24 protein-coding genes are annotated in these 25,058 nt (G+C 75.2%); 14 read left to right on the top strand and 10 right to left on the bottom strand.

Going from position 1 to position 25,058, the window contains the following annotated elements; genetic code table 11:
* The first annotated feature begins 112 nt into the window (after positions 1-112).
* Entirely contained in the window at positions 113-1,894 is a 1,782-nt protein-coding gene (locus IF45_RS0103240; protein ID WP_030305355.1) for a PP2C family protein-serine/threonine phosphatase, read from the top strand.
* The gene (locus IF45_RS0103235) at positions 1,891-2,364 is read left to right on the top strand and encodes a response regulator (protein WP_030305353.1); all 474 of its coding nucleotides are present in this window, start codon (positions 1,891-1,893) and stop codon (positions 2,362-2,364) included. Before IF45_RS0103240 ends, IF45_RS0103235 begins: the two co-directional genes overlap by 4 nt.
* Here the strand turns inward: IF45_RS0103235 and IF45_RS0103230 are convergent.
* Both IF45_RS0103230 and IF45_RS0103225 read right to left on the bottom strand, forming a co-directional pair.
* Complete coding sequence (locus IF45_RS0103230; RefSeq protein ID WP_030305350.1) at positions 2,325-4,664, bottom strand: ATP-binding protein; 2,340 nt, start codon at positions 4,662-4,664, stop codon at positions 2,325-2,327. The genes IF45_RS0103235 and IF45_RS0103230 overlap by 40 nt on opposite strands.
* 54 nt (positions 4,665-4,718) lie before the next feature.
* Positions 4,719-5,351, bottom strand: a complete 633-nt coding sequence (locus IF45_RS0103225) for a TetR/AcrR family transcriptional regulator (protein ID WP_010639805.1) — start codon at positions 5,349-5,351, stop codon at positions 4,719-4,721.
* A 112-nt stretch (positions 5,352-5,463) separates the two neighbouring features.
* On the opposite strand from IF45_RS0103225, the gene IF45_RS0103220 reads away from it, so the two are divergent.
* Positions 5,464-6,942 carry an amidase gene (locus IF45_RS0103220; RefSeq protein WP_030305348.1) on the top strand — a complete coding sequence of 493 codons (1,479 nt, stop codon included), beginning with the start codon at positions 5,464-5,466 and terminating at the stop codon, positions 6,940-6,942.
* 25 nt (positions 6,943-6,967) lie between these two features.
* Here the strand turns inward: IF45_RS0103220 and IF45_RS0103215 are convergent, their stop codons facing one another.
* Complete coding sequence (locus IF45_RS0103215; protein ID WP_030305346.1) at positions 6,968-8,299, bottom strand: flavin monoamine oxidase family protein; 1,332 nt, start codon at positions 8,297-8,299, stop codon at positions 6,968-6,970.
* Positions 8,300-8,383: 84 nt separating this feature from the next.
* On the bottom strand, positions 8,384-8,806 hold the full coding sequence (locus tag IF45_RS0103210) for a Rieske (2Fe-2S) protein (protein WP_003946897.1): 423 nt from the start codon (positions 8,804-8,806) through the stop codon (positions 8,384-8,386).
* A gap of 151 nt (positions 8,807-8,957) precedes the next feature.
* Between IF45_RS0103210 and IF45_RS0103205 the strand changes: the two genes are divergently transcribed.
* The 7 genes from IF45_RS0103205 (at position 8,958) to IF45_RS0103175 (ending at position 15,110) form a co-directional block, all read left to right on the top strand.
* On the top strand, positions 8,958-9,794 hold the full coding sequence (locus IF45_RS0103205) for a HipA family kinase (protein WP_003946896.1): 837 nt from the start codon (positions 8,958-8,960) through the stop codon (positions 9,792-9,794).
* Positions 9,791-10,177, top strand: coding sequence for a DUF3037 domain-containing protein (locus tag IF45_RS0103200; RefSeq protein WP_010639798.1), 387 nt, complete (start codon positions 9,791-9,793; stop codon positions 10,175-10,177). The genes IF45_RS0103205 and IF45_RS0103200 overlap by 4 nt, the downstream gene beginning before the upstream one ends.
* A 168-nt stretch (positions 10,178-10,345) precedes the next feature.
* The gene (fabG, locus tag IF45_RS0103195) at positions 10,346-11,107 is read left to right on the top strand and encodes a 3-oxoacyl-ACP reductase FabG (protein WP_003946894.1); all 762 of its coding nucleotides are present in this window, start codon (positions 10,346-10,348) and stop codon (positions 11,105-11,107) included.
* Between the two features lie 32 nt (positions 11,108-11,139).
* A complete protein-coding gene (locus IF45_RS0103190; protein ID WP_003946893.1) occupies positions 11,140-11,895 on the top strand; it encodes an SDR family oxidoreductase in 756 nt (251 codons plus the stop codon).
* Positions 11,896-12,020: 125 nt separating this feature from the next.
* The gene (locus IF45_RS0103185) at positions 12,021-13,601 is read left to right on the top strand and encodes an ABC transporter substrate-binding protein (protein ID WP_030305344.1); all 1,581 of its coding nucleotides are present in this window, start codon (positions 12,021-12,023) and stop codon (positions 13,599-13,601) included.
* 116 nt (positions 13,602-13,717) lie between these two features.
* The gene (gene ung / locus IF45_RS0103180) at positions 13,718-14,407 is read left to right on the top strand and encodes a uracil-DNA glycosylase (RefSeq protein ID WP_003946891.1); all 690 of its coding nucleotides are present in this window, start codon (positions 13,718-13,720) and stop codon (positions 14,405-14,407) included.
* Between the two features lie 157 nt (positions 14,408-14,564).
* On the top strand, positions 14,565-15,110 hold the full coding sequence (locus tag IF45_RS0103175; protein WP_030305342.1) for a hypothetical protein: 546 nt from the start codon (positions 14,565-14,567) through the stop codon (positions 15,108-15,110).
* Between the two features lie 13 nt (positions 15,111-15,123).
* On the opposite strand, the gene IF45_RS0103170 is transcribed toward IF45_RS0103175, so the two are convergent.
* The gene (locus tag IF45_RS0103170) at positions 15,124-15,597 is read right to left on the bottom strand and encodes a hypothetical protein (protein ID WP_030305340.1); all 474 of its coding nucleotides are present in this window, start codon (positions 15,595-15,597) and stop codon (positions 15,124-15,126) included.
* 176 nt (positions 15,598-15,773) lie between these two features.
* A complete protein-coding gene (locus IF45_RS0103165; protein WP_015508209.1) occupies positions 15,774-16,439 on the bottom strand; it encodes a TetR/AcrR family transcriptional regulator in 666 nt (221 codons plus the stop codon).
* Between the two features lie 95 nt (positions 16,440-16,534).
* Between IF45_RS0103165 and IF45_RS0103160 the strand changes: the two genes are divergently transcribed.
* On the top strand, positions 16,535-17,830 hold the full coding sequence (locus IF45_RS0103160) for an FAD-dependent oxidoreductase (RefSeq protein ID WP_030305338.1): 1,296 nt from the start codon (positions 16,535-16,537) through the stop codon (positions 17,828-17,830).
* Positions 17,827-18,732, top strand: coding sequence for a Gfo/Idh/MocA family protein (locus IF45_RS0103155; protein ID WP_030305336.1), 906 nt, complete (start codon positions 17,827-17,829; stop codon positions 18,730-18,732). Before IF45_RS0103160 ends, IF45_RS0103155 begins: the two co-directional genes overlap by 4 nt.
* A gap of 13 nt (positions 18,733-18,745) precedes the next feature.
* On the opposite strand, the gene lnt is transcribed toward IF45_RS0103155, so the two are convergent.
* Positions 18,746-20,257: an apolipoprotein N-acyltransferase gene (gene lnt / locus IF45_RS0103150; RefSeq protein ID WP_030305334.1), complete on the bottom strand. Its 1,512-nt coding sequence runs from the start codon at positions 20,255-20,257 to the stop codon at positions 18,746-18,748.
* Between the two features lie 72 nt (positions 20,258-20,329).
* Positions 20,330-20,785 (bottom strand): nuclear transport factor 2 family protein, encoded by a 456-nt coding sequence (locus IF45_RS0103145; RefSeq protein WP_030305332.1) that lies wholly within the window; start codon positions 20,783-20,785, stop codon positions 20,330-20,332.
* A 200-nt stretch (positions 20,786-20,985) separates the two neighbouring features.
* Here IF45_RS0103145 and IF45_RS0103140 point away from each other — a divergent pair, with 200 nt between their 5' ends.
* Positions 20,986-21,195: a hypothetical protein gene (locus IF45_RS0103140; protein ID WP_234479433.1), complete on the top strand. Its 210-nt coding sequence runs from the start codon at positions 20,986-20,988 to the stop codon at positions 21,193-21,195.
* Positions 21,196-21,280: 85 nt separating this feature from the next.
* Here the strand turns inward: IF45_RS0103140 and IF45_RS0103135 are convergent, their stop codons facing one another.
* Complete coding sequence (locus tag IF45_RS0103135; protein ID WP_030305328.1) at positions 21,281-22,465, bottom strand: alcohol dehydrogenase catalytic domain-containing protein; 1,185 nt, start codon at positions 22,463-22,465, stop codon at positions 21,281-21,283.
* A 201-nt stretch (positions 22,466-22,666) separates the two neighbouring features.
* Between IF45_RS0103135 and IF45_RS0103130 the strand changes: the two genes are divergently transcribed.
* Positions 22,667-24,130: an aminotransferase class I/II-fold pyridoxal phosphate-dependent enzyme gene (locus IF45_RS0103130; RefSeq protein ID WP_030305326.1), complete on the top strand. Its 1,464-nt coding sequence runs from the start codon at positions 22,667-22,669 to the stop codon at positions 24,128-24,130.
* A gap of 10 nt (positions 24,131-24,140) precedes the next feature.
* Here IF45_RS0103130 and IF45_RS0103125 read toward each other — a convergent pair whose 3' ends face one another.
* A complete protein-coding gene (locus tag IF45_RS0103125) occupies positions 24,141-24,935 on the bottom strand; it encodes a VOC family protein (RefSeq protein WP_015508213.1) in 795 nt (264 codons plus the stop codon).
* Positions 24,936-25,058 lie beyond the last annotated feature (123 nt).

Below are 25,058 nucleotides of genomic sequence, written 5' to 3'. Positions count from 1 at the left end.
CCGGTAATCTTGGTCCGCCGCTCCCCCCTTCACCGGGGGAGCGGCCCGCGTGGCGGCCGTAGCATGCCAGTCGCACGGTGGGGAGGTCTCATGTCGACGGGTGGGAGGTGTCATGGTGGAACCGGGTACGGACGTACCGGCGCGGGCCGGGGCACCTTTCGACGGGTGGGCCGCCTGGCTGCACCGGCTGTGGCGGGTGGGCACCGACGCGGGTGACGTCACCGCCCTGGCCTCGCTGGTCTACGAGGCGCTGCTCGATGACCCCGGCGTCACCGTCGTCGCCGGGGCCCGCTGGGAACGCGGCCGGTCCAGCTACGTACGCCATCGCGGCCGGGGCGACACGGAGGTCACCACCCTGCCGGGCTGCGACCACACCGAGGGGCCCTGCGCCCCGCCCCCGCTCGACGACGGTCCCACGCTGCTGCTGATCCGCCCGGACGACCCGGAGATGCTGCTGCCCTGCCCCGGCGGGAGCGCCCTGCGGGACGCCGGGGCGGCCGCCGTGGTGCGCTGCGTCTTCGAACTGGGCGACGGCGACCGGGCCGCCCTGTGGGTCGGGGCCGGGCGGGAGCCGGGAGCGCCGTGGGTCGCGCGGACCGGGGAGCGGCTGCGCCAGATCGCGGACGTGCTGACGGTGAGCAACCAGCGCATCCTGGAGTCCCAGGAGCACGAACGGCGCCAGGCCATGGACGCCTTCCTCGCCGAAGCCTCCCTGCAGCTGGCCGGGAGCCTCGACGTGGAGGAGACGCTGCGCCGGGTGGCCCGGATGGCCGTACCCGCCGTCGCGGAGGGCTGCATGGTCCACCTCGCGGACTTCCGGGGCACCCTCTCCGCGGTGGCCGTCGCGCACATGGCCTCCGACGCGCAGGTCCGGCTCCGCGAGGTCGCCGAGGACGACCCCTGGCTCGCCAAGGAACTGCTGCGCGGCGCCGAACGGCGCCACGGTCTCGTCCTGACCGGCGAGGACCTGGAAGGCGGCCCCTTCGGCCCCGGCGCGCCCGGACCCGCCGTCCGCGCGATGAGCGTCAGCCCGCTGACCGCGCGGAACCGGGCGCTGGGCACCCTCACCTTCCTGTACAGCCGCGACAGCGCCGACGCCGACCGCCCGCTCCTCACCGACCTGGCCGGCCGGGCCGCCCTGGCCATCGACACCAGCACGCTGTACGAGCAGCGCCGTCGCCACGTCGAACAGCTCCAGCGCCACCTGCTGCCGCCGGGCCTGCCCGACTGCCCGGGACTGGCGCTGAGCGCCGCGTACCAGGTCGCCGACGACAGCCTCGACGTGGGCGGTGACTTCTACGACGCCGTGCGGGTCGGTGACCGGCTCGCCGTCTTCATCGGCGACGTCTGCGGCCGGGGCGCCGAGGCCGCCGCCTTCACCGGGCTGGCCCGGCACACGCTGCGCACCCTGCTGGAGAACGGCACCTCGCCGGCGGGTGCCCTGGCCCGGCTCAACGGCGCCCTGATCGCTCAGCGGGCCTCGCGCTTCGTGACCGCCCTGGTCGCGGTCCTCACCCCGCGCGACGACGGGACGTGGCGGGTCCGCGTCGCCAACGCCGGGCACCCGTTGCCGCACGTCGCGCGGGCGGGCGGGGAGGTGGTCGCGGTGCCGGCGCAGGGGATGCTGCTCGGTGTCGTACGGCAGGCCGCGTACCGGTCCGTCTCCGTGACGCTGGGGCCCGGGGACGCCTTGGTGCTGCACACCGACGGGCTCGCCGAGGCCCGGGCCGCCGACGGCTCCTTCTTCGAGGACCGGCTGCCCGAGGCGGTCGCGCGGTGCGTGGACGCGGACGGCGGCGGGGCGGACGGGCTCATCGGCGAGGCCGCCCGCTTCCGGGTGTCCGGCGACGACGACACCGCCGTGGTGATCGTCCAGGTGGAGGGAGAACGGTGACGGACGACGGCCGGGTCGCGGCACGACGGGTGGACCTGACGCGGGTCCTGGTGGTGGAGGACTCCGAGGAGGACGCCGAGGCGATCGAACGGGCGCTGACCCGCACCCACCCGGCGCTGCGCCTGGAGTTCACCGCGCACGGCGACGGCCTCGCGGAGCGCCTGCTCGGGTGCGACGAGGAGCTGCCCGGCATGATCCTGCTCGACCTCAACATGCCCGGCGCCGACGGACACAAGGTCCTCGCGGCCCTGCGCGCCCGCCCGGAACTCGCCGGCCTCACCGTGGTGGTCTTCACCTCCTCGACGGCCCCCGCCGAGGTCGACGCCTGCTACGCCGCGGGCGCCGACAGCTACATCTACAAGCCGGTCAACTTCGACCTCTTCCGTACCGTGCTCAAGGGCGCCGTCGACTACTGGCAGCAGGCGAAGGGTCAGCCGCCGGCCGCGCCCGGCTCCCCGAGGGTGAAGTAGAAGGCCGTCCCCTCGCCCGGGGTGCTGGTCAGCCAGACGCGTCCGCCGTGCCGCTCCACGATCCGCCGGACGACGGCGAGGCCGACGCCGGTGCCGCCGCTGTGCTCGGCGGGGCCGTGCAGCCGCTTGAAGAGCCCGAAGACCTCCTCCTGCCGTTCCGGCGGGATGCCGATGCCGTTGTCCCGGACCACGACCGCGAGCCCGCCGCCGGGACAGGGGGCGACCTCCTCCACCTCCACCCGGACGGTCCGGTCCGGGCGGTCCGCCGCGTACTTGGCGGCGTTGACCAGGAGGTTGACCAGGACGTCGTCGAGCCGGTCCGGGTCGGCGTCCACCGCGGGGAGGCGGTCGGGCCGCAGCACCCGTACCCCCGCGTCGGCGAGCCGGGGCCCGGCCACCTCCAGGGCGTCGTCCAGGGCCCGGTCCAGCTCCACCCTGGTCCGGCGCAGCCCGCCTCGGCCCATGCGGGAGTAGTGCAGCAGGGAGTTGAGCAGGTCGTCCATGCGGCCGGCCAGCCGCCGCATGGTGCCGAGCCGGCGCACGCTGGTGGCGTCCAGCCCGGCCCCGGCGTCCTCCACCAGGAACTCCGCCGCGTGGGAGATCCCGCGCAGCGGCTCCTTCAGGTCGTGCGCGGCGGCGTGCGCGAAGGAGTCCAGGTCGGCGTTGATGACGCGGAGTTCCTCGTTGAGCGCGCTCAGCTCGTCGGCGTGCCTCAGCACCATGCCGGTCAGCAGCCGCCACAGCTCCACGGCGGTGTGCTCCTCGCGCGCCTGCCAGGGCAGGCTGCGGCCCCGCGTCACCGAGCGGAAGACCGCGCCCGAACCACGCGGGGTCAGCCGCTCCCCGCGCGGGCCGACCCGCACCGGGCGGTCGGGGTCGGCGGCCCACCGGCGCGGCTCGGGCCGCTCGGCCCGCGTCCACGCCAGGTACGAACGGCCCCGCTCCAGCGCGATCAGCAGGACACCGGACGGGCCGCCCTCGGCCGCCGAGGCGTCGCCCCCGCCGGCCTCCAGCGTCTCGGCCAGCCGGTCGGTCGCCCACACCTGGCCCGGCGCCAGTCCGGCCGCCAGCCGCTTCAGTTCGCCCGCGAGCCGCGCACCGACGGCGGGCCCGGTGGTGCGCACCTGGCCGTCCCGCGCCACGACCAGGCCGTCCGCGCCGGCCAGCTCCCGTACCTCGGCCTCGTGCCGCAGCAGCGAGTCGTACACGTCGGTGCCGAGCAGCCGGGCCACGGAGGCCGCCCGGCCGCCGACGCCGACCAGTGAGTCGGCCCGGTCCCGTTCCTCCAGCGCCGTCAGGTGCAGCGAGAACGCCGTGCCGAACAGCTCGCAGGCCGAGCGGACCTCCGGGCCCAGCCGCTTGGGGTCCGCCCCGTGGCAGGCGATCAGCCCCCACAGGCGCCCGTCGCGCAGCACGGAGACCGACATAGAGGAGCGGACCCCGATGTTGCGCAGGTACTCCAGGTGGAAACCGGAGACCGTGCGCAGTCCGGCCCTGGAGAGGTCGAGGACGCCGCCCGTGTCCGCGCGCCGCTCCGGCACCAGCCGGGCGGTGGCGTCGTCGACGTCGCCGATGACCCGGATCCAGTTCTCCTCGTAGAGCCGGCGCGCCTGCGGCGGGATGTCCGTCGCCGGGAACCACAGGCCGAGCCAGGGCTCCCACCCGTCGGCCACGGACTCGGCCACCACCTCGCCCGGCCCGTCGGCCCCGTCGAAGCGGTACGCCACCACCCGCTCGAAGCCGGTCAGCGCGCGCATCTCCCGGACGGCCGTGGCGCAGCACTCGGCGACGGAGGCGGCCGAGCGCAGCCGGCCCAGCGCGCGCCGGACGCCCTGGTAGAAGTCGCGGGAGGCGGCCGGGTCGGCCTCGCCCGGTTCGAACTCCAGGACCAGCAGGCCGTCGCGCCGGTGCACCGACAGGTCGAAGGCCCGGGGGGAGGGGCCCGCACCCGCCGTCACCGGGAGCGAGAGGACCGCGCCCTCGCCCTCGGCCGACAGCGCGACGGCCTCCTCCCAGTCGGGGGCGCCCAGCACCCGCAGCACCGGGCCGCCCACCAGCTCCCGCGCCTCGACGCCGAGCAGCCGGGCCGTGTTGTCGGCGGCCGTGACGACCGTGCCGCTCGCCACCTCGGCGGCGAGCAGGGTCCCGTACGACTGGACGCCGCCGAGCAGGTGGATGGGTTCGCGGACGCAGGCGGAGAGATCGAAGGCCACGTCCACCGCCTGTTCGGCCTCCTGGGACCGCCGCGAGAGCCACTCGTCCGCCGCGGGGGTGGGGGCGCCGTCCGGGTCTGCGTTCATCCGCACATCCTCACCCGGCGCGGCGGCCATCCGCGCCCCGGGGCCCGTCGCGGCTCACCGTGTCGCGCCGCCCGCACCCCGCGAGACCTCCGCGAGCATCGCCCGCAACCCCTCGATCAGCGCGGCGAGCCCGGTCTCGAAGGCGAGTTCGCGGTGATGGGGCGGGGCCGCGCGGAAGGGGTCCAGGCCCGGCGGCAGGTGCTCCTCCGTCAGCCCGGCGTCGGGGGAGGCGTCGAGGTCCAGGGCGGAGCCGGTCAGGAAGTACTCGACCGAGCGGACCACGGGGAGCAGCCGCTCCTCGGGCCAGCCCGCCGCGCGCAGGGCCTCGAACGCCCTGGCGTACGCCTCCAGGGCGGCCGGGACCCGGACCGGACGGGCGGCGATCAGCGGGACCGCCCGGGGGTGGGCGGCGAAGGCGGCGCGGTAGGAGCGGGCCCAGCGGTCGATCACCTCGGTCCAGGGGCCGGTGGCGTCGGCCAGGTCCATCTCGGCGACGATCAGCGCGTGGAGGCCGTCCACGATCTCGTCGCGTCCCGAGACGTAGGCGTAGAGGGAGGGTCCCTTGACGCCGAGCCGCCGGGCCACCCGGGTCGTGGACAGGGCGTCCGGCCCCTCCTCGTCGACCAGCGCGAGGGCGGCCCGCATGATGCCCTCGCGGCTCACCAGCCGCCGTGGCGGTCTGCCCATCCCGGTACTCCTCGTGCTCCCACGGCGTGCGACGGCCTCTTGTCGGTGGCCGGGCAGCAGTGTACGTTCCGGGCGTATAAAACTACGATCCATAGTTTTACGGAGGCCGGGCATGGAGTACGCGGAGTACCGGGCGCACGACGCGGTGGGGCTCGCCGCGCTGGTGGCGGGCGGGGAGGTCTCGGCGGCGGAGCTGCTGGAGGTCGCGGTGGCCCGCGCCGAGGCGGTCGACGGCAAGCTCAACGCGGTCGTGCGCCCGATGCACGACCTCGCCCGCGAGCGCGCCAGGACCCCGCTGACCGGGCCCTTCGCCGGAGTCCCCTTCCTTATCAAGGACCTCTCGCAGGACTACGCCGGACTGCCCACCGGCAGCGGGAGCCGCTCGCTCGCCCACCTGCCCGCCGAACGGCACAGCGCGGTGGTCGAACGCTGGCTGGAGGCGGGGCTGGTGATCTTCGGCAAGACCAACACCCCGGAGTTCGGGGCGAAGGGCATCACCGAACCGGAGGTGAACGGTCCCACCCGCAACCCCTGGGACCTCACCCGCACCCCGGGCGGCTCCTCCGGCGGATCGGCGGCCGCCGTGGCCGCCGGGGTCGTGCCGATGGCCGGGGCCAACGACGGCGGCGGCTCCATCCGCATCCCGGCCGCCTGCTGCGGCCTCTTCGGGCTGAAGCCGGGACGCGGCCTGGTCCCCGCCGGGCCCGCCACCGCCGAGGACCTGCACGGCGCCGCCACCAACGGCGCCGTCTCGCGCACCGTCCGCGACAGCGCCGCCCTCCTCGACGTCCTCACCGCCCGCCCCGACCCCGGCGGCCCCTACCTGGCCGCCCGCCCGGAGCTGCCGTACGCCGAGCTCGCCCGGCGCCCGCGCCCGTTGCGGATCGGGTTCACCACCCGCTCGCCGATCGGCACCGAGGTCGACCCGCACGCGGTCGCCGCCGTCGACGAGACCGCGAAGCTCCTCGCCCGTCTGGGACACGAGGTCGAACCGGCCGAACCGGAGATCGACCACCGGCAGCTCGCCCTCGACTTCCTCGCCATGTGGACCACCCAACTCGCCCAGACCGTCGACGAGATACGCCGCGCGACCGGCGCCGGACCGGGCGACTTCGAACTCGACACCCACCTGCTGGCCGCCGCCGGCCGCTCCCTCCCCGCGCCCCGCTACTTCGCCGCCCACCAGCGCTGGAACACCTACAGCCGGCAGCTCGCCGCCTTCCACGAACGCTACGACCTGCTGCTCACCCCCACCCTCGCCCGCCCGCCGGTCCGCATCGGCGAGCTGGACACCCCCGCGCCGGTCCGCACCCTCGCCCGCGCGCTGATGAAGGCCGGGCTGCTCGGCACGCTGGCCGGGACCAAGGCGTGGGAGCGCGCGGTCATCGCCAACCTGGCCGCGACCCCGTACACCCAGCTCGCCAACATCACCGGACGGCCCGCGATGAGCGTGCCCACCTACCGCACCCCCGAAGGGCTGCCGCTCGGCACCCAGTTCGTGGGGCCGCTGGGCGGGGAGGGGACGCTGCTCGCCCTCGCCGCGCAGATCGAGGCCGAGCAGCCGTGGGCCCGGCTGGAACCGGAACTCTGACCCCGCGCCGGACAGGGCCCAGGTCTCACAGCGACCGGCGTACCTCCTCGGCCGCCCGGTACCCCGACTCCACGGCCCCGTCGAAGTACCCGTTCCAGTGGACGGCGGTCTCGGTCCCGGCCCAGTGCAGCGGGCCGACCGCCTCGCGCAGGACGGGGCCGAAGGCGGTCCACGCGCCGGGCACCAGGTGGCCCGAGAAGCAGCCCCGGGTCCACTCCTCGGCGAGCCAGTCGAACTCGACGAACTCCTCCGGCTCGCCCGCCTCGGGCCCGAACAGGGCGGTGAGGTGGTCCAGGACGGCACGGCGGCGGGCACCGGGGGCCTGGCGGCGCAGCAGGGCGGCCTCGGCGCCGTAGGCGAAGCCGGTCAGCACGGCCCGGGGCGCGCCGGGCGGCGTGTTGTCCACGGTCTCCGTCAGCACGCCCTCGGCCGACTGCGCGACCCCGGAGAGCCCGGCGGCCCGCCAGAAGGGTCGGGCGTAGACGGCGTGGATCTTCAGCGCCGTCCCGGCCGGCATGCGCTGGAGCAGGCCGGCGTGCAGCGGGGGCAGGGCGGGGGAGTAGTGGAGGCGTCCCGCCAGTACCGGCGGGACGGCGAGGACCACGCGGGCGGCGTCCACCACCCCGCGCGGTGTGTGGACCCGGGCCGCGTCCGGGGCGTACTCGACGGTGTGCACCGGCTCGCCCAGCCGCAGCGTGCCTTCGGGCAGCGCCGAGGCCATGCGTTCCGCGAGGTGCTGCGCCCCGCCCACGAACCGGGTCTCCTGCGCCCCGCCCTCGTAACCGAGCAGCGGCCCGGTGCCGCCCGCGCTCGCCACGTAGAAGAGGGTCTCCAGGAGGGAGTTCTCCGCGGAGCCGCCGGAGAGGAGGCCGCCGGAGACCAGCCGTCCCACCAGGTCGCGGGCGGCGGGCGGGGCGCCGGTCCCCGCCAGCCAGGTGGCGAAGGTGCGGCCGTCCTGGCTCACCGCGTCGGGGGCGGTCCAGGGCCGTTCCGGCGGGACCTCGCGGGCCAGGCGGTCGAGCGAGGCCAGCACCTCGGCGGCCTCGGCGGGCAGCGCGTCCAGGCGGAGCCCGCCGCACTCGACCAGGTCCGCGCCCTCGCCCGGCGTGGGGTAGGTGCGCACGGCATGGCGGTGGACCAGGTCGGCCATGTGCCGCTGGGTGGGGCCGATCCACTGGCCGCCCAGGTCCAGCTGGGTGCCGTCGGCCAGGAAGCGGGTCAGGGCGCGGCCGCCGACGCGGGGGCGGGCCTCCAGCAGCCGGACCGCGAGACCGTCGCGTACCAGTGCGTCGGCGGCGCTCAGGCCGGCGAACCCGGCGCCGATGACCACCACGTCGCACTCGCCGTACCGCGCCATCCCGCCGCCTTCCCCTGCCGCCGACCGTGTCCGGTGCCAGCCTCACCCGGCAGGGGGCGGCCCGCATCCCGGCGGGCGGACCGGTCAGGTCAGCCGGAGACGGCCGCCGTCGACCTCGACGCCGACCGGGGGGAGCGCCTTGGTGGCGGGCGGCTCCTGCACCGAGCCGTCGGCCGCCGAGAAGCGGCTGCCGTGGCAGTCGCAGGTGATGACCGAGTCCTTCACCCCCGAGACCAGGCAGCCCGCGTGGGTGCAGACCGCGCTGAACGCCTTGAACTCGCCCTTCTCCGGCTGGGTCACCACCACCTTGTCGTCGGCGAAGACCTTGCCGCCGCCCACCGGGATCTCCCCGGCCGGCCCCAGCTCCTTCCCGCCCGACGGCTCCTCACCACCGCCCGGCTCCCCGCCCCCGCAGGCAGCCAGCGCCCCGGCCAGCCCCGCCCCCGAGACCGCGGCCACGAAACACCGCCGCGTCGCCCCGCCGCCCGATCCACTCGTCGTATCCATGACGCTCCGTCGCCTCGGCCCGGCCGCCGGACCGGCTCCGGCGGAGCGGCCATTGTCCCGGACCCGGGCGCCCGCGCGGGGGAATTCGGCGGTGCGCCGCCCGGTCCGACGGGACGGCTGAGGCCGCCCGGGCCGCACGTAGTGTGGGCGCATGCTCACCGAAGTCTCCGCGACCCGCTACATCACGCCGCTGCGTGAGGGCGGGTCCCTCCCCGGTCTGGTCGAGGCGGAACGGGACGGCCACCGCGCCCCCTACGTCCTCAAGTTCAGCGGCGCAGGGCAGGGCCGCAAGACCCTGGTCGCCGAGGTGGTCTGCGGGCAGCTGGCCCGCGCTCTGGGCCTGCGCGTCCCCGAACTGGCGGCGGTCCGACTCGATCCCGTCCTCGGCCTCGGCGAGCCCGACGAGGAGGTGCAGGCCCTCCTCAAGTCCAGCGGCGGCCTCAACCTCGGCATGGCCTACCTCAGCGGCGCCCTCGGCCACGACCCGCTCGCCTACACGGTGCGGCCCGACGAGGCGGCCCGCGTCCTGTGGTTCGACGCCCTGGTGGGCAACGTCGACCGCTCCTGGCGCAACCCCAACCTCCTGGTCTGGCACGGCGACCTCTGGCTCGTCGACCACGGCGCCACGATGATCTGGCACCACAACTGGCCCACCGCCCGGAACTCCGCGCTGCGCCCCTACGACGGCGGCGGCCACGTACTGGCCCCCTTCACCTCCGCCCCCGAGGTCGCCGCCGCCGACGCCGCGCTGCGCCCGCGGATCACCCCGGAACTGCTCGCCGAGGTCACCGCCGACATCCCCGGGGTCTGGCTCGACGGCGAGCCCGGCTTCGCGACCCCGGACGAGGTCCGCCGCGCCTACGCCGACACCCTGCTGACCCGCGCCGAGGGCCTCCTCGGCCGGCTCACCCTCCCCTCCGGCCTCGCCCCGGCCGGACCGCCCTACGGCTGGCGTCTCCCCGCCACCGGTGAGGAGCCCCGCCCGTGACCGACGGCCTGGACGTCTTCGAGTACGCGACGCTCCGCGTCGTCCCCCGCGTCGAGCGCGGCGAGCTGATCAACGCCGGGGTGGTCGTCTACTGCCGCGCCCGGGGCGTGGTCGCCGCCCGCACCCACCTCGACGAGGCCCGGCTCGCCGCCCTCGACCCCGCCGCCGACACCACCGGCGTACGGGCCGCCCTGGCCGCCGTCGAGCGGGTCTGCGCGGGCGGCGACGCGGCCGGCCAGGCGGCGGGCGACGACGCCGGGCGGCGCTTCCGCTGGCTCATCGCGCCGCGCTCCACCGTCGTGCAGCCGGGGCCCGTGCACACCGGCCTCACCGACGACCCCGAGGCGGAGGCGGACCGGCTGCTGCACCAGCTGGTGCTGTGATCCTCGTCCGGCTCTCCGTGTGCCGTTGACACCGGGTGCCAGGGCTTCTAGCGTCACGACGGGAGAAGGTACTAAGCGGTCGCTCACCTGCGGGGGACGGCCGTCGCCCGGGGCCGCAACCCACGGCTTCGCAGGAGTTCCAGGATTTCCAGGACGAGGAGAACCAGCATGTCCACCACCGAGCAGCGTGTCGCCGTCGTCACCGGGGCCGCCCGCGGGATCGGCGCCGCCACCGCCGTGCGGCTGGCCGCCGAGGGCCGTGCCGTCGCCGTGATCGACCTCGACGAGGCGGCCTGCAAGGACACCGTCGAGCAGATCACCGCCGCCGGGGGCCGCGCGCTCGCCGTCGGCTGCGACGTCTCCGACGAGGCCCAGGTACAGGCGGCGATCGACCGCATCGCCGCCGAGCTGGGCGCGCCGACCATCCTGGTCAACAACGCCGGCGTCCTCCGCGACAACCTCCTCTTCAAGATGAGCGCGTCCGACTGGGACACCGTCATGAACGTGCACCTGCGGGGCGCCTTCCTGATGAGCCGCGCCGTGCAGAAGCACATGGTCGACGCCAAGTTCGGCCGGATCGTCAACCTCTCCAGCTCCTCCGCCCTCGGCAACCGCGGCCAGGTCAACTACGCCGCCGCCAAGGCCGGTCTCCAGGGCCTGACCAAGACCCTCGCCAAGGAGCTGGGCAAGTTCGGCGTCACCGCCAACTCGGTGGCCCCCGGCTTCATCGCCACCGACATGACCGCCGCCACCGCCGAGCGCGTCGGCATGGGTTTCGACGACTTCCAGGCGGCCGCCGCCACCCAGATCCCCGTCCAGCGCGTCGGCACCCCCGACGACATCGCCAACGCCATCGCCTTCTTCACCGGCGACGCGGCCGGCTTCGTCTCCGGCCAGGTCCTGTACGTGGCCGGCGGCCCGCTCAACTGACCCCCGCCGCAGAGAACAGGGACGACACCAACATGACTGTGCAGGACAGCGGCAAGGTCGCACTCATCACCGGCGCCAGCCGGGGCATCGGCTACGGCGTCGCCGAGGCGCTGGTCGCCCGCGGGGACCGGGTCTGCATCACCGGCCGTACCGAGGAGACCCTCAAGGAGGCCGTGGAGCGGCTCGGCGCCGACCGGGTCATCGGGGTGGCGGGCAAGGCCCACGACACCGACCACCAGGCCGAGGCGGTGGCCCGGACCATGGAGGCGTTCGGCCGCGTCGACTTCCTGGTCAACAACGCCGGCACCAACCCGGTCTTCGGCCCCATCGCCGAGCTGGACCTGAACGTGGCGCGGAAGGTCTTCGAGACCAACGTGATCTCGGCGCTCGGCTTCGCCCAGCAGACCTTCAGGGCGTGGCAGGCGGAGAACGGCGGCGCCATCGTCAACATCGCCTCGGTCGCCGGGGTCTCGGCCTCCCCCTTCATCGGCGCGTACGGCATGAGCAAGGCCGCCATGGTCAACCTCGGCCTCCAGCTCGCCCACGAGTTCGCGCCCAAGGTGCGGGTCAACTCCATCGCCCCGGCCGTGGTGAAGACCAAGTTCGCCCAGGCCCTCTACGAGGGGCGCGAGGAGGAGGCCGCGGCCGCCTACCCGCTGGGCCGGCTCGGGGTTCCCTCGGACATCGGCGGAGCCGCCGCCTTCCTCACCTCCGAGCAGTCCGCCTGGGTCACCGGGCAGACACTCGTGGTCGACGGAGGCATCTTCCTGAATGCGGGCGTCGGCTGACGAAGCCCCGCGCACGGGACGTTTGACGCATCAAGTTCCCCGCCGGTCCTGGCACTTGGACCGGCGGGGAGCTGCGGTAAGGTGCGCCAACCCCCCCTTGGCATGGCCGATCGAGGAGCGAGCGCGTGTTCAACCGGAATCGACGTCTGCGTGTGGTGGCGGCCGTTGCGTCCACATCCCTGCTGGCGGGTTGCGGCCTGGTGTCGTCCGACAGCAAGGAAGAGGAGCAGGAGATCGTGGTCGGCACCATGAGTGCCCCCACCACCCTTGACCCGGCCGCCGCGTGGGACGGCTCCTGGGAGCTGTACCGGAACATCTTCCAGACCCTGGTGGCCTTCCCGCCGGGCGCCACCGAGCCGGAACCGGACGCCGCCGAGAGCTGCCGCTTCGTCGACACCCGGAACAAGGCGTACGAGTGCACCCTCCGCGAGGGCCTCACCTTCTCCGACGGCTCCGAGCTGAACGCCGACGCCGTCAAGCACTCGGTGGACCGCATCGTCGCCATCAACGACAAGCGCGGCCCCGCCGGCCTGCTCGGCAGCCTCGACCGGGTCGAGGCGAAGGACGAGCGGACGGTGACGTTCTACCTGAACAAGCCGGACGCGACCTTCCCGTTCGTGCTCTCCGCGCCCGCCTTCTCGATCGTCTCCCCCAAGGGCTACCCGGCCGACAAGCTCCGCGAGGGCGACGAGGTGATCGGCTCCGGCCCGTACACGCTGGAGGACTACAAGCCGGAGGGCCACGCGGACCTGGCGAAGAACGCCACCTACAAGGGTCCCGCGAAGGTCGGCAACAACGCGGTCTCCATCCAGTACTTCAAGGACTCCGGCACGATGGTGGAGGCGCTGAAGAAGGAGGAGATCGACGTCACCTTCCGTGGCCTCGCCGCCGAGGACGTCGTCGCCCTCAACGGGGAGAACCGCAAGGCGGGCATCCAGCTGGTCGAGGCGGCCGGCACCGAGATCCGCTACCTCGTCTTCAACCCGAAGGACCCCTGGGCCAAGAACCCGGCCGTCCGCAAGGCGGTCGCCCAGACGGTGGACCGCGGCGCGATAGCCCACAAGGTCTACCGGGACACCGTGGAGCCGCTCTACTCGATGGTCCCCCGGGGCCTCACCGGCCACGCCACCAGCTACTTCGACCGCTTCGGCAAGCCGGACGAGGACAAGGCCGCGCAGATCCTCTCCGAGGCCGGGATCAACGAGCCGGTCCCGCTGACGCTCTGGTACACCACCGACCGGTACGGCTCGGCCACCGAGAAGGAGTTCCAGGAGCTGAAGCGGCAGCTCGACGGCTCCGGCCTCTTCGACGTGACGATCAAGGGCCGCCCGTGGAAGACCTTCGAGCCGGGCTACCGCAAGGGCGAGTACCCCGTCTTCGGGCGCGGCTGGTTCCCCGACTTCCCCGACGCGGACAACTTCATCGCCCCGTTCGTCGGTGAGAACAACGCGCTGAGCACGCCGTACGTCGCCAAGGAGATCACCGACGACCTGCTGCCGCAGTCGCGCCGGGAGAGCGACCGGGGCGCGGTCGCCGCGCAGTTCGAGAAGGCCCAGTCGATCATGCTGGAGGACACCCGGCTGCTGCCGCTGTGGCAGGGCAAGCAGTACATCGCCGCCAGCGAGGAGATCGCCGGCGCCGAACGGGCCCTCGACCCCTCGGCGATCATGATGATGTGGGAGCTGAGCCGCAAGCAGAGCCGGTAGCGGCCGGCCGCCCCTCCCCGTCCGCCGGGGAGGGGCCGGGGCGGCGGGTACGGCTGTCGGTGGGCGCCGGTAGGTTCTCCAGCGATACGTGACCGCACCACCGGAGGGTTGTCCACGTGACCGACACCGCCCAGCTGCCCGAGTCCTGGCGCGAGGTCCTCGGCGAGGAACCGCAGAAGCCCTACTTCCCGCAGCTGATGGAGTTCGTGGAGGAGGAGCGCGCCCGCGGGCCCGTCTACCCGCCGCGCGACCAGGTCTTCGCCGCCCTGGAGGCCACCCCGTTCGACCAGGTGAAGGTCCTCGTCCTCGGCCAGGACCCGTACCACGGCGAGGGCCAGGGCCACGGCCTGTGCTTCTCGGTGCGTCCGGGCGTGAAGACCCCGCCCTCCCTGCGCAACATCTACAAGGAGATGCACGCCGAGCTGGGCCACCCCGTCCCGGACAACGGCTACCTGATGCCCTGGGCCCGCCAGGGCGTCCTCCTGCTCAACGCGGTCCTCACCGTCCGCGCCGGGGAGGCCAACTCCCACAAGGGCAAGGGGTGGGAGAAGTTCACCGACGCGGTGATCCGCGCCGTCTCCGACCGCCCCGACCCGGCCGTCTTCGTCCTCTGGGGGAACTACGCCCAGAAGAAGCTGCCGCTGATCGACGCCGAGCGGCACGCCGTGGTCAAGGGCGCCCACCCCTCCCCGCTCTCGGCGAAGAAGTTCTTCGGCTCGCAGCCCTTCACCCAGATCGACAAGGCCGTCGCCGAGCAGGGGCACGAGCCGATCGACTGGCGCATCCCGGATCTCGGGCTGAAGTAGCCGGACCTCCTCCGCCGCGTCCACCCGGGCGGTGCGCCCGACACCGCTGTGCGGACGAGCCCGCCCGGTGGCGCGCCGGGAATCCGGGTGGCGGCGGCTAGCGTCGGAGACGGCCGCCGGGTGCCGGGCGGCCGTCGGACGAGACGACGGAGGAACGGTGGCGGAACAGCGGGGCCGGGCGGCCGACGATCCGGTGATGACCCGGATCGGGCAGATCGCCATGCTGCAGCACGCGGGGGACCGGGAAGAGGCCCAGCAGCGGTTCGCCGCCCTCTGGGAGGAGATCGGCCCCCACGCGGACCCCCTCCACCGCTGCACCCTCGCCCACTACATGGCCGACACCCAGCAGGACCCGGCCGAGGAACTCCGCTGGGACCTGCTGGCCCTGGAGGCCGCCGACGGGCTCACGGACGGCTCCGCCGCCCCTGCGCACACCGCCCCCGCGGTCCGCGGCTTCTACCCCTCCCTCCACCTCAACCTCGCCGCCGACTACGCGAGGCTCGGCCGCCCCGACACCGCCCGCGACCACCTCCGCGAGGCCCGCGCCCACGTCGACGCCCTGGCGGACGACGGGCACGGGCACCAGGTGCTCGGCGGCATCGAACGGCTGGAGCGCGAACTGGCGGCCACCGACGGGCCGGCCCAAGGGACCCCGGGGTCCGTGGGGCGCCCCCGGGCCGAGGGCGAGGCGGGCGGAGGCTGAGCGTCGGGGCGGTTCAGCGCCCGTAGGCGTCCTCGCAGATCCGCGACTGGGGGCTGCCCGGGGGCCACTTGCCGTACTGGCGTCCCAGGGCGCAGACACCGGGGTTCGCCGGGGGAGCCGCCGGCGGCTTGGCCCGGGGAGCGGGCGGGGCGGCGGGTGCCGGAGCCGGGTCCGGCCGCGCGGGAGGGGGAGGGGCGGGCGCCGCGGGCCGGGGCGGGGGAGCCGCCTTCGTGGGCCGGGGGCGCGGTGGACGCGTAGCCCTGCCGGTGGGTTCCTCCCCGACACGGCGCAGGCTCTCGCGGGCCGGGGACCGTTCGATCTGCGGCTCGGCGTGTTCCCCGGCGGAGGTGGGGGCGGTGGCGGGGGAGCGGCCGGTGGGCGAGCCCGGCCCGGTCGGCCGGTCCACGGTGACGCAGCCGGAGAGGGCGGTCACCGCCACGGTGGCCAGGAGCGCGGCGGTGGTTCTGGTTCGGTGCACGCGCGCCACTCTGGCCCATCGCGAGGGGTCCGGACCCCGTCCGGCCGCAGGATGGCCCGCACGGGTGATCCCCGGGGCGCGGGGGTGCCGCGCGGAGATCCCCGACGCCGGCTCCGTGGCCGCCGCTTCCGGTGGGCCCTCGCCCTCACCGCCGCCGCGATCCCCGCCGCCGGCGCGCCAAAGGCTCAGCGGGCCTTGTCCCCGCACCCCGGGGCCGCGAACCCCGCCAGCCCCATCCCCGTGAACAACTCCGCGAAGCCGCGCCGGAGTTCCTCCAGCGACGGGACCGAGGCGTGGTACGAGCCCGCGATGCAGGAGAACATCAGCCCGTCGCACCAGGCGACCAGCGAGAGGGCGTGGCGCTCCGGCTCGGGGGAGCCGAGCGCCCGCATCAGGGCCACCAGAGGGTCCCGGAAGCCGCGCCCGGCCTCGTCGTAGATCTCCCGCAGCTCCGGGCGCCGGGTGGCCTCCAGGGCCAGTTCGTAACGGGCCACCAGGAGCGGCCGGTGGGCGGTCAGGTACTGGTGGAGGGCGTGGGCGAGGGCCTCGGTCAGCTCCCCGGGGGTGTTCGCGGCGGCCGTGTCGCCCGGCCCGCCCGGCGGCGCGAGCAGGACGGACTCGCGCTCCGCCTGGCGCCGCACCACGGTCCGCAGCAGGGCCAGCCGGGTCCGCGCGTGGTTGGAGGTCGATCCCTGGGGGAGCCCGGCCGCCTCGTCCACCGCCCGGTGGGTCAGTCCGCGCAGGCCGCGCTCGGCGAGGAGGGTCAGCGCGGCGTCGGCGATCCGGTCGGCCCGCCCGCCGTCGGGGGCCTGCCTGCCGGGCGTCGGGGCGCCGGTGGAGCGAGAGGACATGGCCGCATCCTACCCAGTCCACTACGGATGTAGTACGGTCGGACATGAGGCCACTACAGGCGTAGTGACGCCATCCCGCGTGAAAGGCGAGCGCCATGGAGAACGGCACCGGAACCACACCCGCCCGGGACCCGGGCACCTCCGCGGGCGAGCCGGGCCGCCGCGCCCTCGTCATCGGCGCCGGGATCGGGGGCCTCACCGCGGCGGCGGGCCTGGCCGCCCGGGGCTGGCACGTCACCGTCCTGGAGCGGTCGCCCACCCTCGAACCGGTCGGCGCCGCCATCTCCCTGGCCCCCAACGGCCAGCGCGCCCTCGACCGGGTCGGCGTCGGCGACGCCGTCCGCGACCTGGCCGCCTGGCAGGGCTCGGGCGGCCTGCGCGCCCCCGACGGACGGTGGCTGGCCCGCACCAGCAGCGAGGAGGCCGGCGAGCGGTACGGCGACAACCTGGTCCTGCTCCACCGGTCCACCCTGATCGACCTGCTCCGCGCCCGGCTCCCCGAGGACGCGGTACGCGTCGACGCCGCAGCCGAGGTGACCGACCCCGGCGCCGCCGACGACCCCCGCCGCCCGGCCCGGGTGCGGACCGCCACCGGCGAGCTGACCGCCGACCTCGTCGTCGCCGCCGACGGCATCGGCTCCGCCACCCGCCGCCTCCTCTTCCCGGACCACCCGGGCCCCGAGTACGCCGGGTTCACCACCTGGCGCATCATGGTCCCCGCCCCCGCCGAACCCTTCGCACCCCACGAGACCTGGGGCCGCGGCGCCCTGTGGGGCAGCCACCCGCTCCACGACGGCACCGTCTACGCCTACGCGGCCGCCGCCGTCCCCGAAGGCGGCCACGCCGAGGACGAACGCGCCGAGCTGCTGCGCCGCTTCGGCGACTGGCACCACCCCGTGCCCGCCCTGCTCGCGGCGGCCGCACCGGAGGGCGTCCTGCGCCACGACGTCCGCCACATGCGCCGGCCGCTCCCCGCCCACCACCGCGGCCGGGTCGCCCTCCTCGGGGACGCCGCCCACGCCATGACGCCCAGCCTCGGCCAGGGCGGCAACCAGGCGATCGAGGACGGCGTGGTCCTCGCCCACCACCTCGCCCCGGGCACCCCGCCGGGGCCCGGCCTCGCCGCGTACAGCGCCGACCGGCTGCCGCGTACCAGTGCCGTCGTCGCGCGGGCCGCCAAGGCCGGGGCGCTCACCCTGCTGCGCCCCGCCCTCGCGGTCCGGGCCCGCGACGCGCTGGTCGCCACGGCCAGCAGGCTCGGACCCGACCTCGTCCTCCGCTCCTTCGCCGGGATCACCGACTGGCGGCCGCCGGAGCGCACGTATGCTGCCCCCGCACGCGGCGCCCGTCCGGAGGGCCGCCACGGCGAGGAGACGGGGAGCGGTACATGAGGGTCGGCTGCATCGGACTCGGGGACATCGCGCAGAAGGCGTACCTGCCGGTGCTGACCGCCCAGCCCGGCGTCGAACTCCACCTCCAGACCCGCACCCCCGCCACGCTGGCCCGCACGGCGGCCGCGTACCACCTGCCCGCCGAGCAGTGCCACCAGGAACTCGACTCCCTGCTCGCGGCCCGCCCGGACGCGGCCTTCGTGCACGCGCCGACCGAGGTCCACGAGGAGCTGGTCCGCCGCCTGATCGAGGCCGGGATTCCCACCTATGTCGACAAACCGCTCGCCTACGACTACGCCGCCTCCGAGCGGCTCGTCGCCCTGGCCCAGGAGCGCGGAGTCCCGCTGGCCGTAGGCTTCAACCGGCGGTACGCGCCCGCCTACCGCCAGTGCCTGGAGCACCCGCGCGACCTGATCGTCCTCCAGAAGAACCGGGTCGGCCTCCCCGAGCACCCGCGCGGCTTCGTCTTCGACGATTTCATCCACGTGATCGACACCCTGCGCTTCCTGGCGCCGGGACCGGTCGACCACGTCGGCATCCGGGTCCGGGCCGAGGGCGGGCTCCTGCACCACGCGGTGCTCCAGCTCGGCGGGGACGGCTTCACCGCGCTCGGCGTGATGAACCGGCTCAGCGGCTCCACCGAGGAGATCCTGGAGGTCTCGGGCCAGGACGCCAAGCGCCAGGTCCTCAACCTCTCCGACATCGTCGACCACAAGGGCCAGCCCAGCGTCCGCCGCCGGGGCGACTGGGTCCCGGTCCCGCGCCAGCGCGGCATCGAGCAGGCCGCCCTCGCCTTCCTCGACGCGGTCCGCGCCGGGGAGCGCCTGGATGCCCGGGACGCGCTGGAGACCCACGAACTGTGCGAACGCGTGGTGCGCGAGGCCGAGGCCGCGGCGGGGTAGTCCCACCGCCGGACTACCTGTCCCCGCGCCCCCTGACCCGGCGGACCGCGACCACGCCGCCCGCCACCGCCAGCCACGCCACCGCCGCGTAGACCGTCCAGTCCCCGAACCGCACGTAGGCGGTGGAACCGGAGGCGGGACGGACCTCGTACAGCCCAGTGGTGCCGCGGTCGGTGCCGAGCCGGGGGCCGACCGGCCGGCCCGAGGCGTCGAAGACGGCGCTCACCCCGGTGAGCGTCGCGTGGACGACGGGGCGGCCCGACTCGGCCGCCCGCACCGCCGCCAGGGAGGCGTGCTGGGCCGGCGCCCAGCTCTGCTGGAAGGTCGAGGTGGAGGACTGGGCCACGATCAGCCCGGCCCCCGCCCGCGCCAGCCGTCGGCTCAAGTCGGGGAAGGCCGTCTCGAAGCAGACCAGCGGCCCGGTCCGCAGCCCGCCCGAGGTCTCCATCACCACCTGCCGGGTCCCGGGGTGCCGGTCCTCGCCGGCCGCCCGTCCCACCGACGTCGCCCAGCCCAGCAGCGACCGCGCCGGGACGTACTCGCCGAAGGGGACCAGCCGCATCTTGTCGTACCGGGGGCCGGTCGGCCCCGAGGCTCCCACCAGTACCGAGGTCTTGGAGATCCCTGGGCGGCCCCGGCGGCGGGCGTCGACGTTGACCAGCAGTTCCGCGCCGGTCCGCCGGGACAGGGCCGCCAGCCGGCCCGCCAGGTCCGGCCGGGCGGCGAGGTCGAAGCCGACCGAACTCTCCCCCCACACCACCAGCTCCGCACCCCGCCCGGCCAGCCCAGCCGTCAGCCGCTCCTGCCGGTCGAACCGCTGGGCCGCGCCCGGGACCACCCCCGGCTGCACCACCGCGATCCGGGCCGGGCGGTCGGCGGGTACGGGACGCGGGGCGGCCGCCGCTACCCCGGTGGCGAGCGCGGCCACCGCCGCCCCGGCCGCGAGGGTGGCCCACCGGGCGCGCGGGGAGGCCGCCACCACGACCAGGGCCGTGTTGACCGCCACCAGCAGCAGGCTCACCAGCCAGACCCCGCCGACCGGGAAGAGCCGCAGCGCCGGACCGACCTGCCACTGACTGGCGCCCAGCAGTCCCCACGGCCCGCCCAGCCCCTGCCAGGACCGCACCAGCTCGATCACCAGCCACCCCGAGGCCACCCCCGCCGGCGCCGTCACCGCGCGCCACGCCGTGCCCGGACCGGCGAGCAGGGCGCGGGCCAGCATTCCCCAGGGCGCCCACGCCAGTCCGAGGAGCGCGGCGAGGACCAGGGTGAAGACGTGCAGGCTCGGCATCAGCCAGTGGTGCACCGCCAGCATGAAGCCGAGCCCGCCCAGCCAGCCCTCCAGGGCGGCCCGCCGCGCGGTCGGCGCGGTGCGGAGCAGCAGCAGCCAGGGGACGAGGCAGAACGGCGCCCACCACCACCAGCCGGGCGCCGGGAAGACCGGCGCGGGCAGCCCGCCGGCGAACAGCGCGGCGGGCGCGCGCCACCAGGACGGACGGGGGCCGGACGTCGCTCGCTGGACCACCTGGCTCACCCCTTGAGGCCGCGGCTCGGAGCGGGGAGTTCCAGTCTGCGGCCCGGGCCCGCGACCGCCAGGTCAGTTCGGACCGGCCACGGACGCCCCGCCCTGCCAGACCTCCTGTGCGACCACCTCGCTCAGCCGCCAGCCCTCGGCGGTGCGCACGCCCCGCATGCGGTACCGGCCGCCCCGCACGGTGTCCGCGATCCGGCCCGGCCCGTTGCTCCGCATGGGGGTCACGAAGTCGGCGTCCACCACGGCGAGGTCGCCCACCTCGCCCTCCCGGCGCTCGAAGGCCACCCGGCGGTTCACGATCAGGTGCTGGTAGGGCCGGGGGCCCTCGTCACGGCCCTGCGGGCGGGGGACGGTGCGCCCCCGGTTCTCCTGCCGTACGTCGAGCACCGGGTCGTCGAGGACCGCCCCCGGCACGCAGAGCGGACGGCACGCCTCCGGGTCCCCGCCCGCCACGGCGCGGGCGTACTCGGTCACCAGGGTGTCGACGGCGAGACGGTCCAGAACGGTCGCGAGCTCCACACGCTGCGTCATCACCTCAGTGTTGGGCACCCGGGCGCCGGGGCCAAGACACGTGCACCGCCCACCCGGCGGCGGAGCGGTGGCTTCGGCCGAGCGAGGGAACCGGAGCGCGCCGCACCGCATGGTCCCTCACCCCGCGTGACGAGCCGATTAGCGTACGTGACGCTCGGTACACCCCTTACAGAGAAGTGGAGCGTTCCATGATCCGTCGTATGGCGATCACCCTGGCCGGCGTCGGCACCGCCGCCCTCCTTGCCGCCTCCCCCGCCGCCGCCTCCGGTGGCGGCAGCGCCGAGTTCGAGGTCGAGGGCTGGAAGGTCCACGGCACCGTGGTCAAGGTCGGCGACATCGTCGTCAAGGACTTCAAGGGCGCCGGCTTCGAGGCCGAGGCCGAGTTCACCCGCCGCTGACCTGAAGCGTCGGCGTCACCCCGCACCGGTGCCCCGGCCACCTCGTGGCCGGGGCACCGGTGCGTGTCCGCCCGCTCGCCCCCGCTCAGGGCTTGAGCAGGGTCTTCACCATGCCGTCGGCCTTCTCCTGGAACATCGCGTACGCCTTCGGTGCCTCCTCCAGCGGCATCGCGTGGGTGGCGAAGTGGTCGACGCCGAGCACGTCCTCGTCGTCGAGGAGCGGCAGGATCTCCGGCACCCACCGCAGGACGTTGGCCTGCCCCATCCGCAGCTGGATCTGCCGGTCGAACATGGTCAGCAGCGGCATCGGGTCGAGCGCGCCCCCGTACACCCCCGATACCGAGACCGTGCCGCCCCTGCGCACCAGCCGCATCGCCATGTGCAGCGCCGCGAGCCGGTCCACCCCCGCGTGCTCCATCAGCGGCTGCGCCACCGCGTCCGGCAGCAGCCCCACCGCCCGCTGGGCGCCCTTGGCCACCGGCGAGCCGTGTGCCTCCATGCCGACCGCGTCGATCACCGCGTCGGCGCCCCGGCCCCCGGTGTACTCCGCCACCGCCTCAGGCAGGTCCTTGCCGTACCGGCGCCAGTCCAGCGGGATCACCCCGTGCGCGGCCGCCCGGTTGAGCCGGTCCGGCACCAGGTCCACGCCGAGCACCCGGCCCGCACCCCGGTGCAGCGCGATCCGCGCGGCCATGTCACCGATCGGCCCCAGCCCGAGCACGACCACGGTGCCGTCCGGGGGCACCGAGGCGTACTCCACCGCCTGCCAGGCGGTGGGCAGCACGTCGGAGAGGTAGACGTAGCGGTCGTCCGGCGGCCCGTGCCCGACCTTCACCGGCAGGGTGTTGCCGAAGGGCACGCGCAGGTACTCGGCCTGCCCGCCGGGCACCTGGCCGTACAGCTTCGTGTACCCGAAGAGCGCGGCGCCCGTGCCGTACTCGGTGACCTGTGTGGTCTCGCACTGGGACTGGAGGCCCTGGTCACACATGAAGCAGTCGCCGCACGAGACGTTGAACGGCACCACCACCCGGTCCCCGGGCTTCAGCGCCGTCACCGCGCCGCCGACCTCCTCGACGATGCCCATCGGCTCGTGGCCGAGGATGTCGCCGGGGTCGAGGAACGGGCCGAGCGGTTCGTACAGATGGAGGTCGGAGCCGCAGATCCCGGTGGAGGTGACGCGGACGATCACGTCGGTGGGCTCCTCGATCCGTGGGTCGGGCACCGTCTCCACCCGGACGTCCCGCCTGCCCTGCCAGGTCACCGCACGCATCGCCGCTCCTTCCGCTAGCCGGGGGCACCTCTCGGCACGATGCCGCTACTGGCCGGGGTGCCCGGGGCGGGGGAGGGGAAACGAAGGGGGCGATAGGTTCTGCCTCTCGTCCGGGTGCCCGGGAGGTGCCCGTTGACCCGTCCGGCCCAGACGGGGGCGCCGCCCGTTTTCCCGTGGACCCGGACCGGGAATCCGCGCTCCATGGACCACGAGCAGGTACCCGTACTCGACGCCCTCGCCGCCTACCACGCCGAGCGGCAGCTCCCCTTCGCCCCGCCCGGCCACAAGCAGGGCCGGGGCGCCGACCCCCGGGTGCGCGCCGTCCTCGGCGAAGCCGTCTTCCGGGGCGACCTGCTCGCCATGAACGGCCTGGACGACCGCACCTCCTCACGGCAGGTGCTCCAGCGCGCCCAGGAGCTGATGGCCGACGCGGTCGGGGCCGAGCACACCTTCTTCTCCACCTGCGGCAGCTCCCTCTCCGTCAAGGCCGCCATGCTCTCCGTCGCCGGACCCCACGAGGAGCTGCTGATCGGCCGCGACGCCCACATGTCGGTCGTCTCCGGCCTCGTCCTCGCCGGCATCCGCCCCGTCTGGGTCGACCCGCAGTGGGACCCGGACCTGCACCTCGCCCACCCGCCGTCCGCCGAGACGTACGCGGAAGCCTTCGCCCGCCACCCCGACGCCCGGGGCGCCCTCGTCACCACCCCCACCCCCTACGGCACCTGCTCCGACCTGGCCGCCATCGCCGAGGTCTGCCACCGCCACGGGGTGCCCCTGGTGGTGGACGAGGCGTGGGGCGCCCACCTGCCCTTCCACCCCGACCTGCCCACCTGGGCGATGGACGCCGGCGCCGACGTCTGCGTCACCTCGGTGCACAAGATGGGCTCCGGGCTGGAACAGGGCTCCGTCTTCCACCTCCAGGGCGACCTGGTCGACCCGGCCGCCCTGCGCAGCCGGGAAGACCTCCTCGGCACCACCAGCTCCTCGGTGCTGATCTACGCCGCGCTCGACGGCTGGCGCCGCCAGATGGTCCAGCACGGACGGGCCCTCTACGACGACGCGCTGGCGCTGGCCGCCTCGGTACGGGCGCGGGCCGAGGAGGTCGACGGCCTCCACGTGCACGGCCGGGAGGACTTCTGCGGACCGGGGCGGGCCGTGGACCTCGACCCGCTCCAGCTGATCATCGACGTGAGCGGCCTCGGCATCAGCGGGTACCGCGCCGTGGACGCCCTGCGCACCCAGGGTCTCTCCCTGCACTTCGGGGACCACCGCCGGATCAACGCCCAGCTCACCCATGCCGACGACGCGGAGAGCGCCGACGCACTCCTGGCCGGGCTGCACCGGCTCGCCGCCGAGGCCCGGGGGCTGCCACGCGACCGCCCGGTGGAGGTGCCAGGCCCCGACGGGCTGCGGACGGAGCAGGTCGTGCTGCCGAGGGACGCCTTCTTCGGGCCGGTGGTGGACGTGCCCTGGCAGGAGGCCGAGGGCCGGGTGGCCGCCGAGATGCTCACGCCGTACCCGCCCGGCATCCCGGCGGCGCTTCCCGGGGAACGGCTGACCCGCGAGGTGCTGCGCTACCTGCGGACGGGGGTCGAGGCGGGCATGGTGGTGCCGGACGCGGCGGACCCGGGGCTGGACACCGTACGGGTGGTCGCGGAGGGGTGAGGAGCGGGTCTCAGTGCCCGGCCGAGGCCGGTGCCAGGGAGAAGACCGCGCCGTCCGGGTCGCGCAGGACCGCGCCCTCGTCGGCGACCGGGGTGGTCTCCGCCAGCCGTACCGCGCCCAGTTCCACCGCCCGGCGGGCCGCCTCGGCGACGTCGGGGACCGGGAAGATCAGGTTCCAGCGCGGGTGGAGCGCCGGGTTCTGCGGGTCGCGGGGGCGGAGCCGGGCCGCGACGTGGCCGTGGTCGCGCAGCACGATCTCGTCGTCCTCGTACCCCACGGCGTCCTCGCCCTCGCGGTACTCCCAGTCCAGGACCGCGCCGTAGAAGAGGGCGGCGGCGAAGGGGTCCGCGCTCTCCAGGACCAGCCACCACGGGCGGTGCAGCCGCCAGTGCTGCCAGTCGTCGACCATCCGGCCCTCCCAGAGGCCGAACGTCGGGCCCGTCGGGTCGGCGGCCAGGGTGGCACGCCCCGAGGGGGTGTCGACCGGGCCGATCGCCACCGTCCCGCCGCGCTCCCGGACCCGCCCGGCCGCCTCGTTCGAGTCGGCCACCGCGAAGTACGCCAGCCAGTCGACGGCGATCGGCAGGGAGCTGGCGACCGCGCCGAGGCTGGCCACCGGGATGCCGTGGGCGGTCGCGGTGGACCACTCCTCACCCATCGGGGAGGGCTCGAACTCCCAGCCGAGCACCTGCCCGTAGAAGTCGCGGGCGGCGGCGATGTCGTGGGTCAGCAGGGTGGCCCAGCAGGGCGCGCCGGTCAGCGCGTTGCCGGTGATCTCCATGCGCGAGGTGCCGGCGGTGGTCATCGGGTCTCCCCGTGCGGTGTCTGGGTCATGTCGTACTCGCTGCCTCACCTGTGCGGACGGGAGGGGCCCGCCGCCGGACGGGGCGGGCGCTCCACGCGGGCGGTCCGGACGTGCCGGAGGTGC

Origin of the sequence: Streptomyces albidoflavus (assembly GCF_000719955.1) — a bacterium.
In the GTDB taxonomy this organism is placed as follows: domain Bacteria; phylum Actinomycetota; class Actinomycetes; order Streptomycetales; family Streptomycetaceae; genus Streptomyces; species Streptomyces albidoflavus.
This window is presented reverse-complemented; position numbering and strand designations above follow the sequence as displayed.

What these genes read in the sequence shown, in the direction of transcription:
- IF45_RS0103240 (WP_030305355.1), top strand. Translation starts at nt 113, where the DNA reads ATGGTGGAACCGGGTACGGACGTACCGGCGCGGGCCGGGGCACCTTTC.
- IF45_RS0103230 (WP_030305350.1), bottom strand. Translation starts at nt 4,664, where the DNA reads ATGAACGCAGACCCGGACGGCGCCCCCACCCCCGCGGCGGACGAGTGG.
- IF45_RS0103225 (WP_010639805.1), bottom strand. Translation starts at nt 5,351, where the DNA reads ATGGGCAGACCGCCACGGCGGCTGGTGAGCCGCGAGGGCATCATGCGG.
- IF45_RS0103220 (WP_030305348.1), top strand. Translation starts at nt 5,464, where the DNA reads ATGGAGTACGCGGAGTACCGGGCGCACGACGCGGTGGGGCTCGCCGCG.
- IF45_RS0103215 (WP_030305346.1), bottom strand. Translation starts at nt 8,299, where the DNA reads ATGGCGCGGTACGGCGAGTGCGACGTGGTGGTCATCGGCGCCGGGTTC.
- IF45_RS0103210 (WP_003946897.1), bottom strand. Translation starts at nt 8,806, where the DNA reads ATGGATACGACGAGTGGATCGGGCGGCGGGGCGACGCGGCGGTGTTTC.
- IF45_RS0103205 (WP_003946896.1), top strand. Translation starts at nt 8,958, where the DNA reads ATGCTCACCGAAGTCTCCGCGACCCGCTACATCACGCCGCTGCGTGAG.
- fabG (WP_003946894.1), top strand. Translation starts at nt 10,346, where the DNA reads ATGTCCACCACCGAGCAGCGTGTCGCCGTCGTCACCGGGGCCGCCCGC.
- IF45_RS0103190 (WP_003946893.1), top strand. Translation starts at nt 11,140, where the DNA reads ATGACTGTGCAGGACAGCGGCAAGGTCGCACTCATCACCGGCGCCAGC.
- IF45_RS0103165 (WP_015508209.1), bottom strand. Translation starts at nt 16,439, where the DNA reads ATGTCCTCTCGCTCCACCGGCGCCCCGACGCCCGGCAGGCAGGCCCCC.
- IF45_RS0103160 (WP_030305338.1), top strand. Translation starts at nt 16,535, where the DNA reads ATGGAGAACGGCACCGGAACCACACCCGCCCGGGACCCGGGCACCTCC.
- IF45_RS0103155 (WP_030305336.1), top strand. Translation starts at nt 17,827, where the DNA reads ATGAGGGTCGGCTGCATCGGACTCGGGGACATCGCGCAGAAGGCGTAC.
- IF45_RS0103140 (WP_234479433.1), top strand. Translation starts at nt 20,986, where the DNA reads ATGATCCGTCGTATGGCGATCACCCTGGCCGGCGTCGGCACCGCCGCC.
- IF45_RS0103135 (WP_030305328.1), bottom strand. Translation starts at nt 22,465, where the DNA reads ATGCGTGCGGTGACCTGGCAGGGCAGGCGGGACGTCCGGGTGGAGACG.
- IF45_RS0103130 (WP_030305326.1), top strand. Translation starts at nt 22,667, where the DNA reads ATGGACCACGAGCAGGTACCCGTACTCGACGCCCTCGCCGCCTACCAC.
- IF45_RS0103125 (WP_015508213.1), bottom strand. Translation starts at nt 24,935, where the DNA reads ATGACCACCGCCGGCACCTCGCGCATGGAGATCACCGGCAACGCGCTG.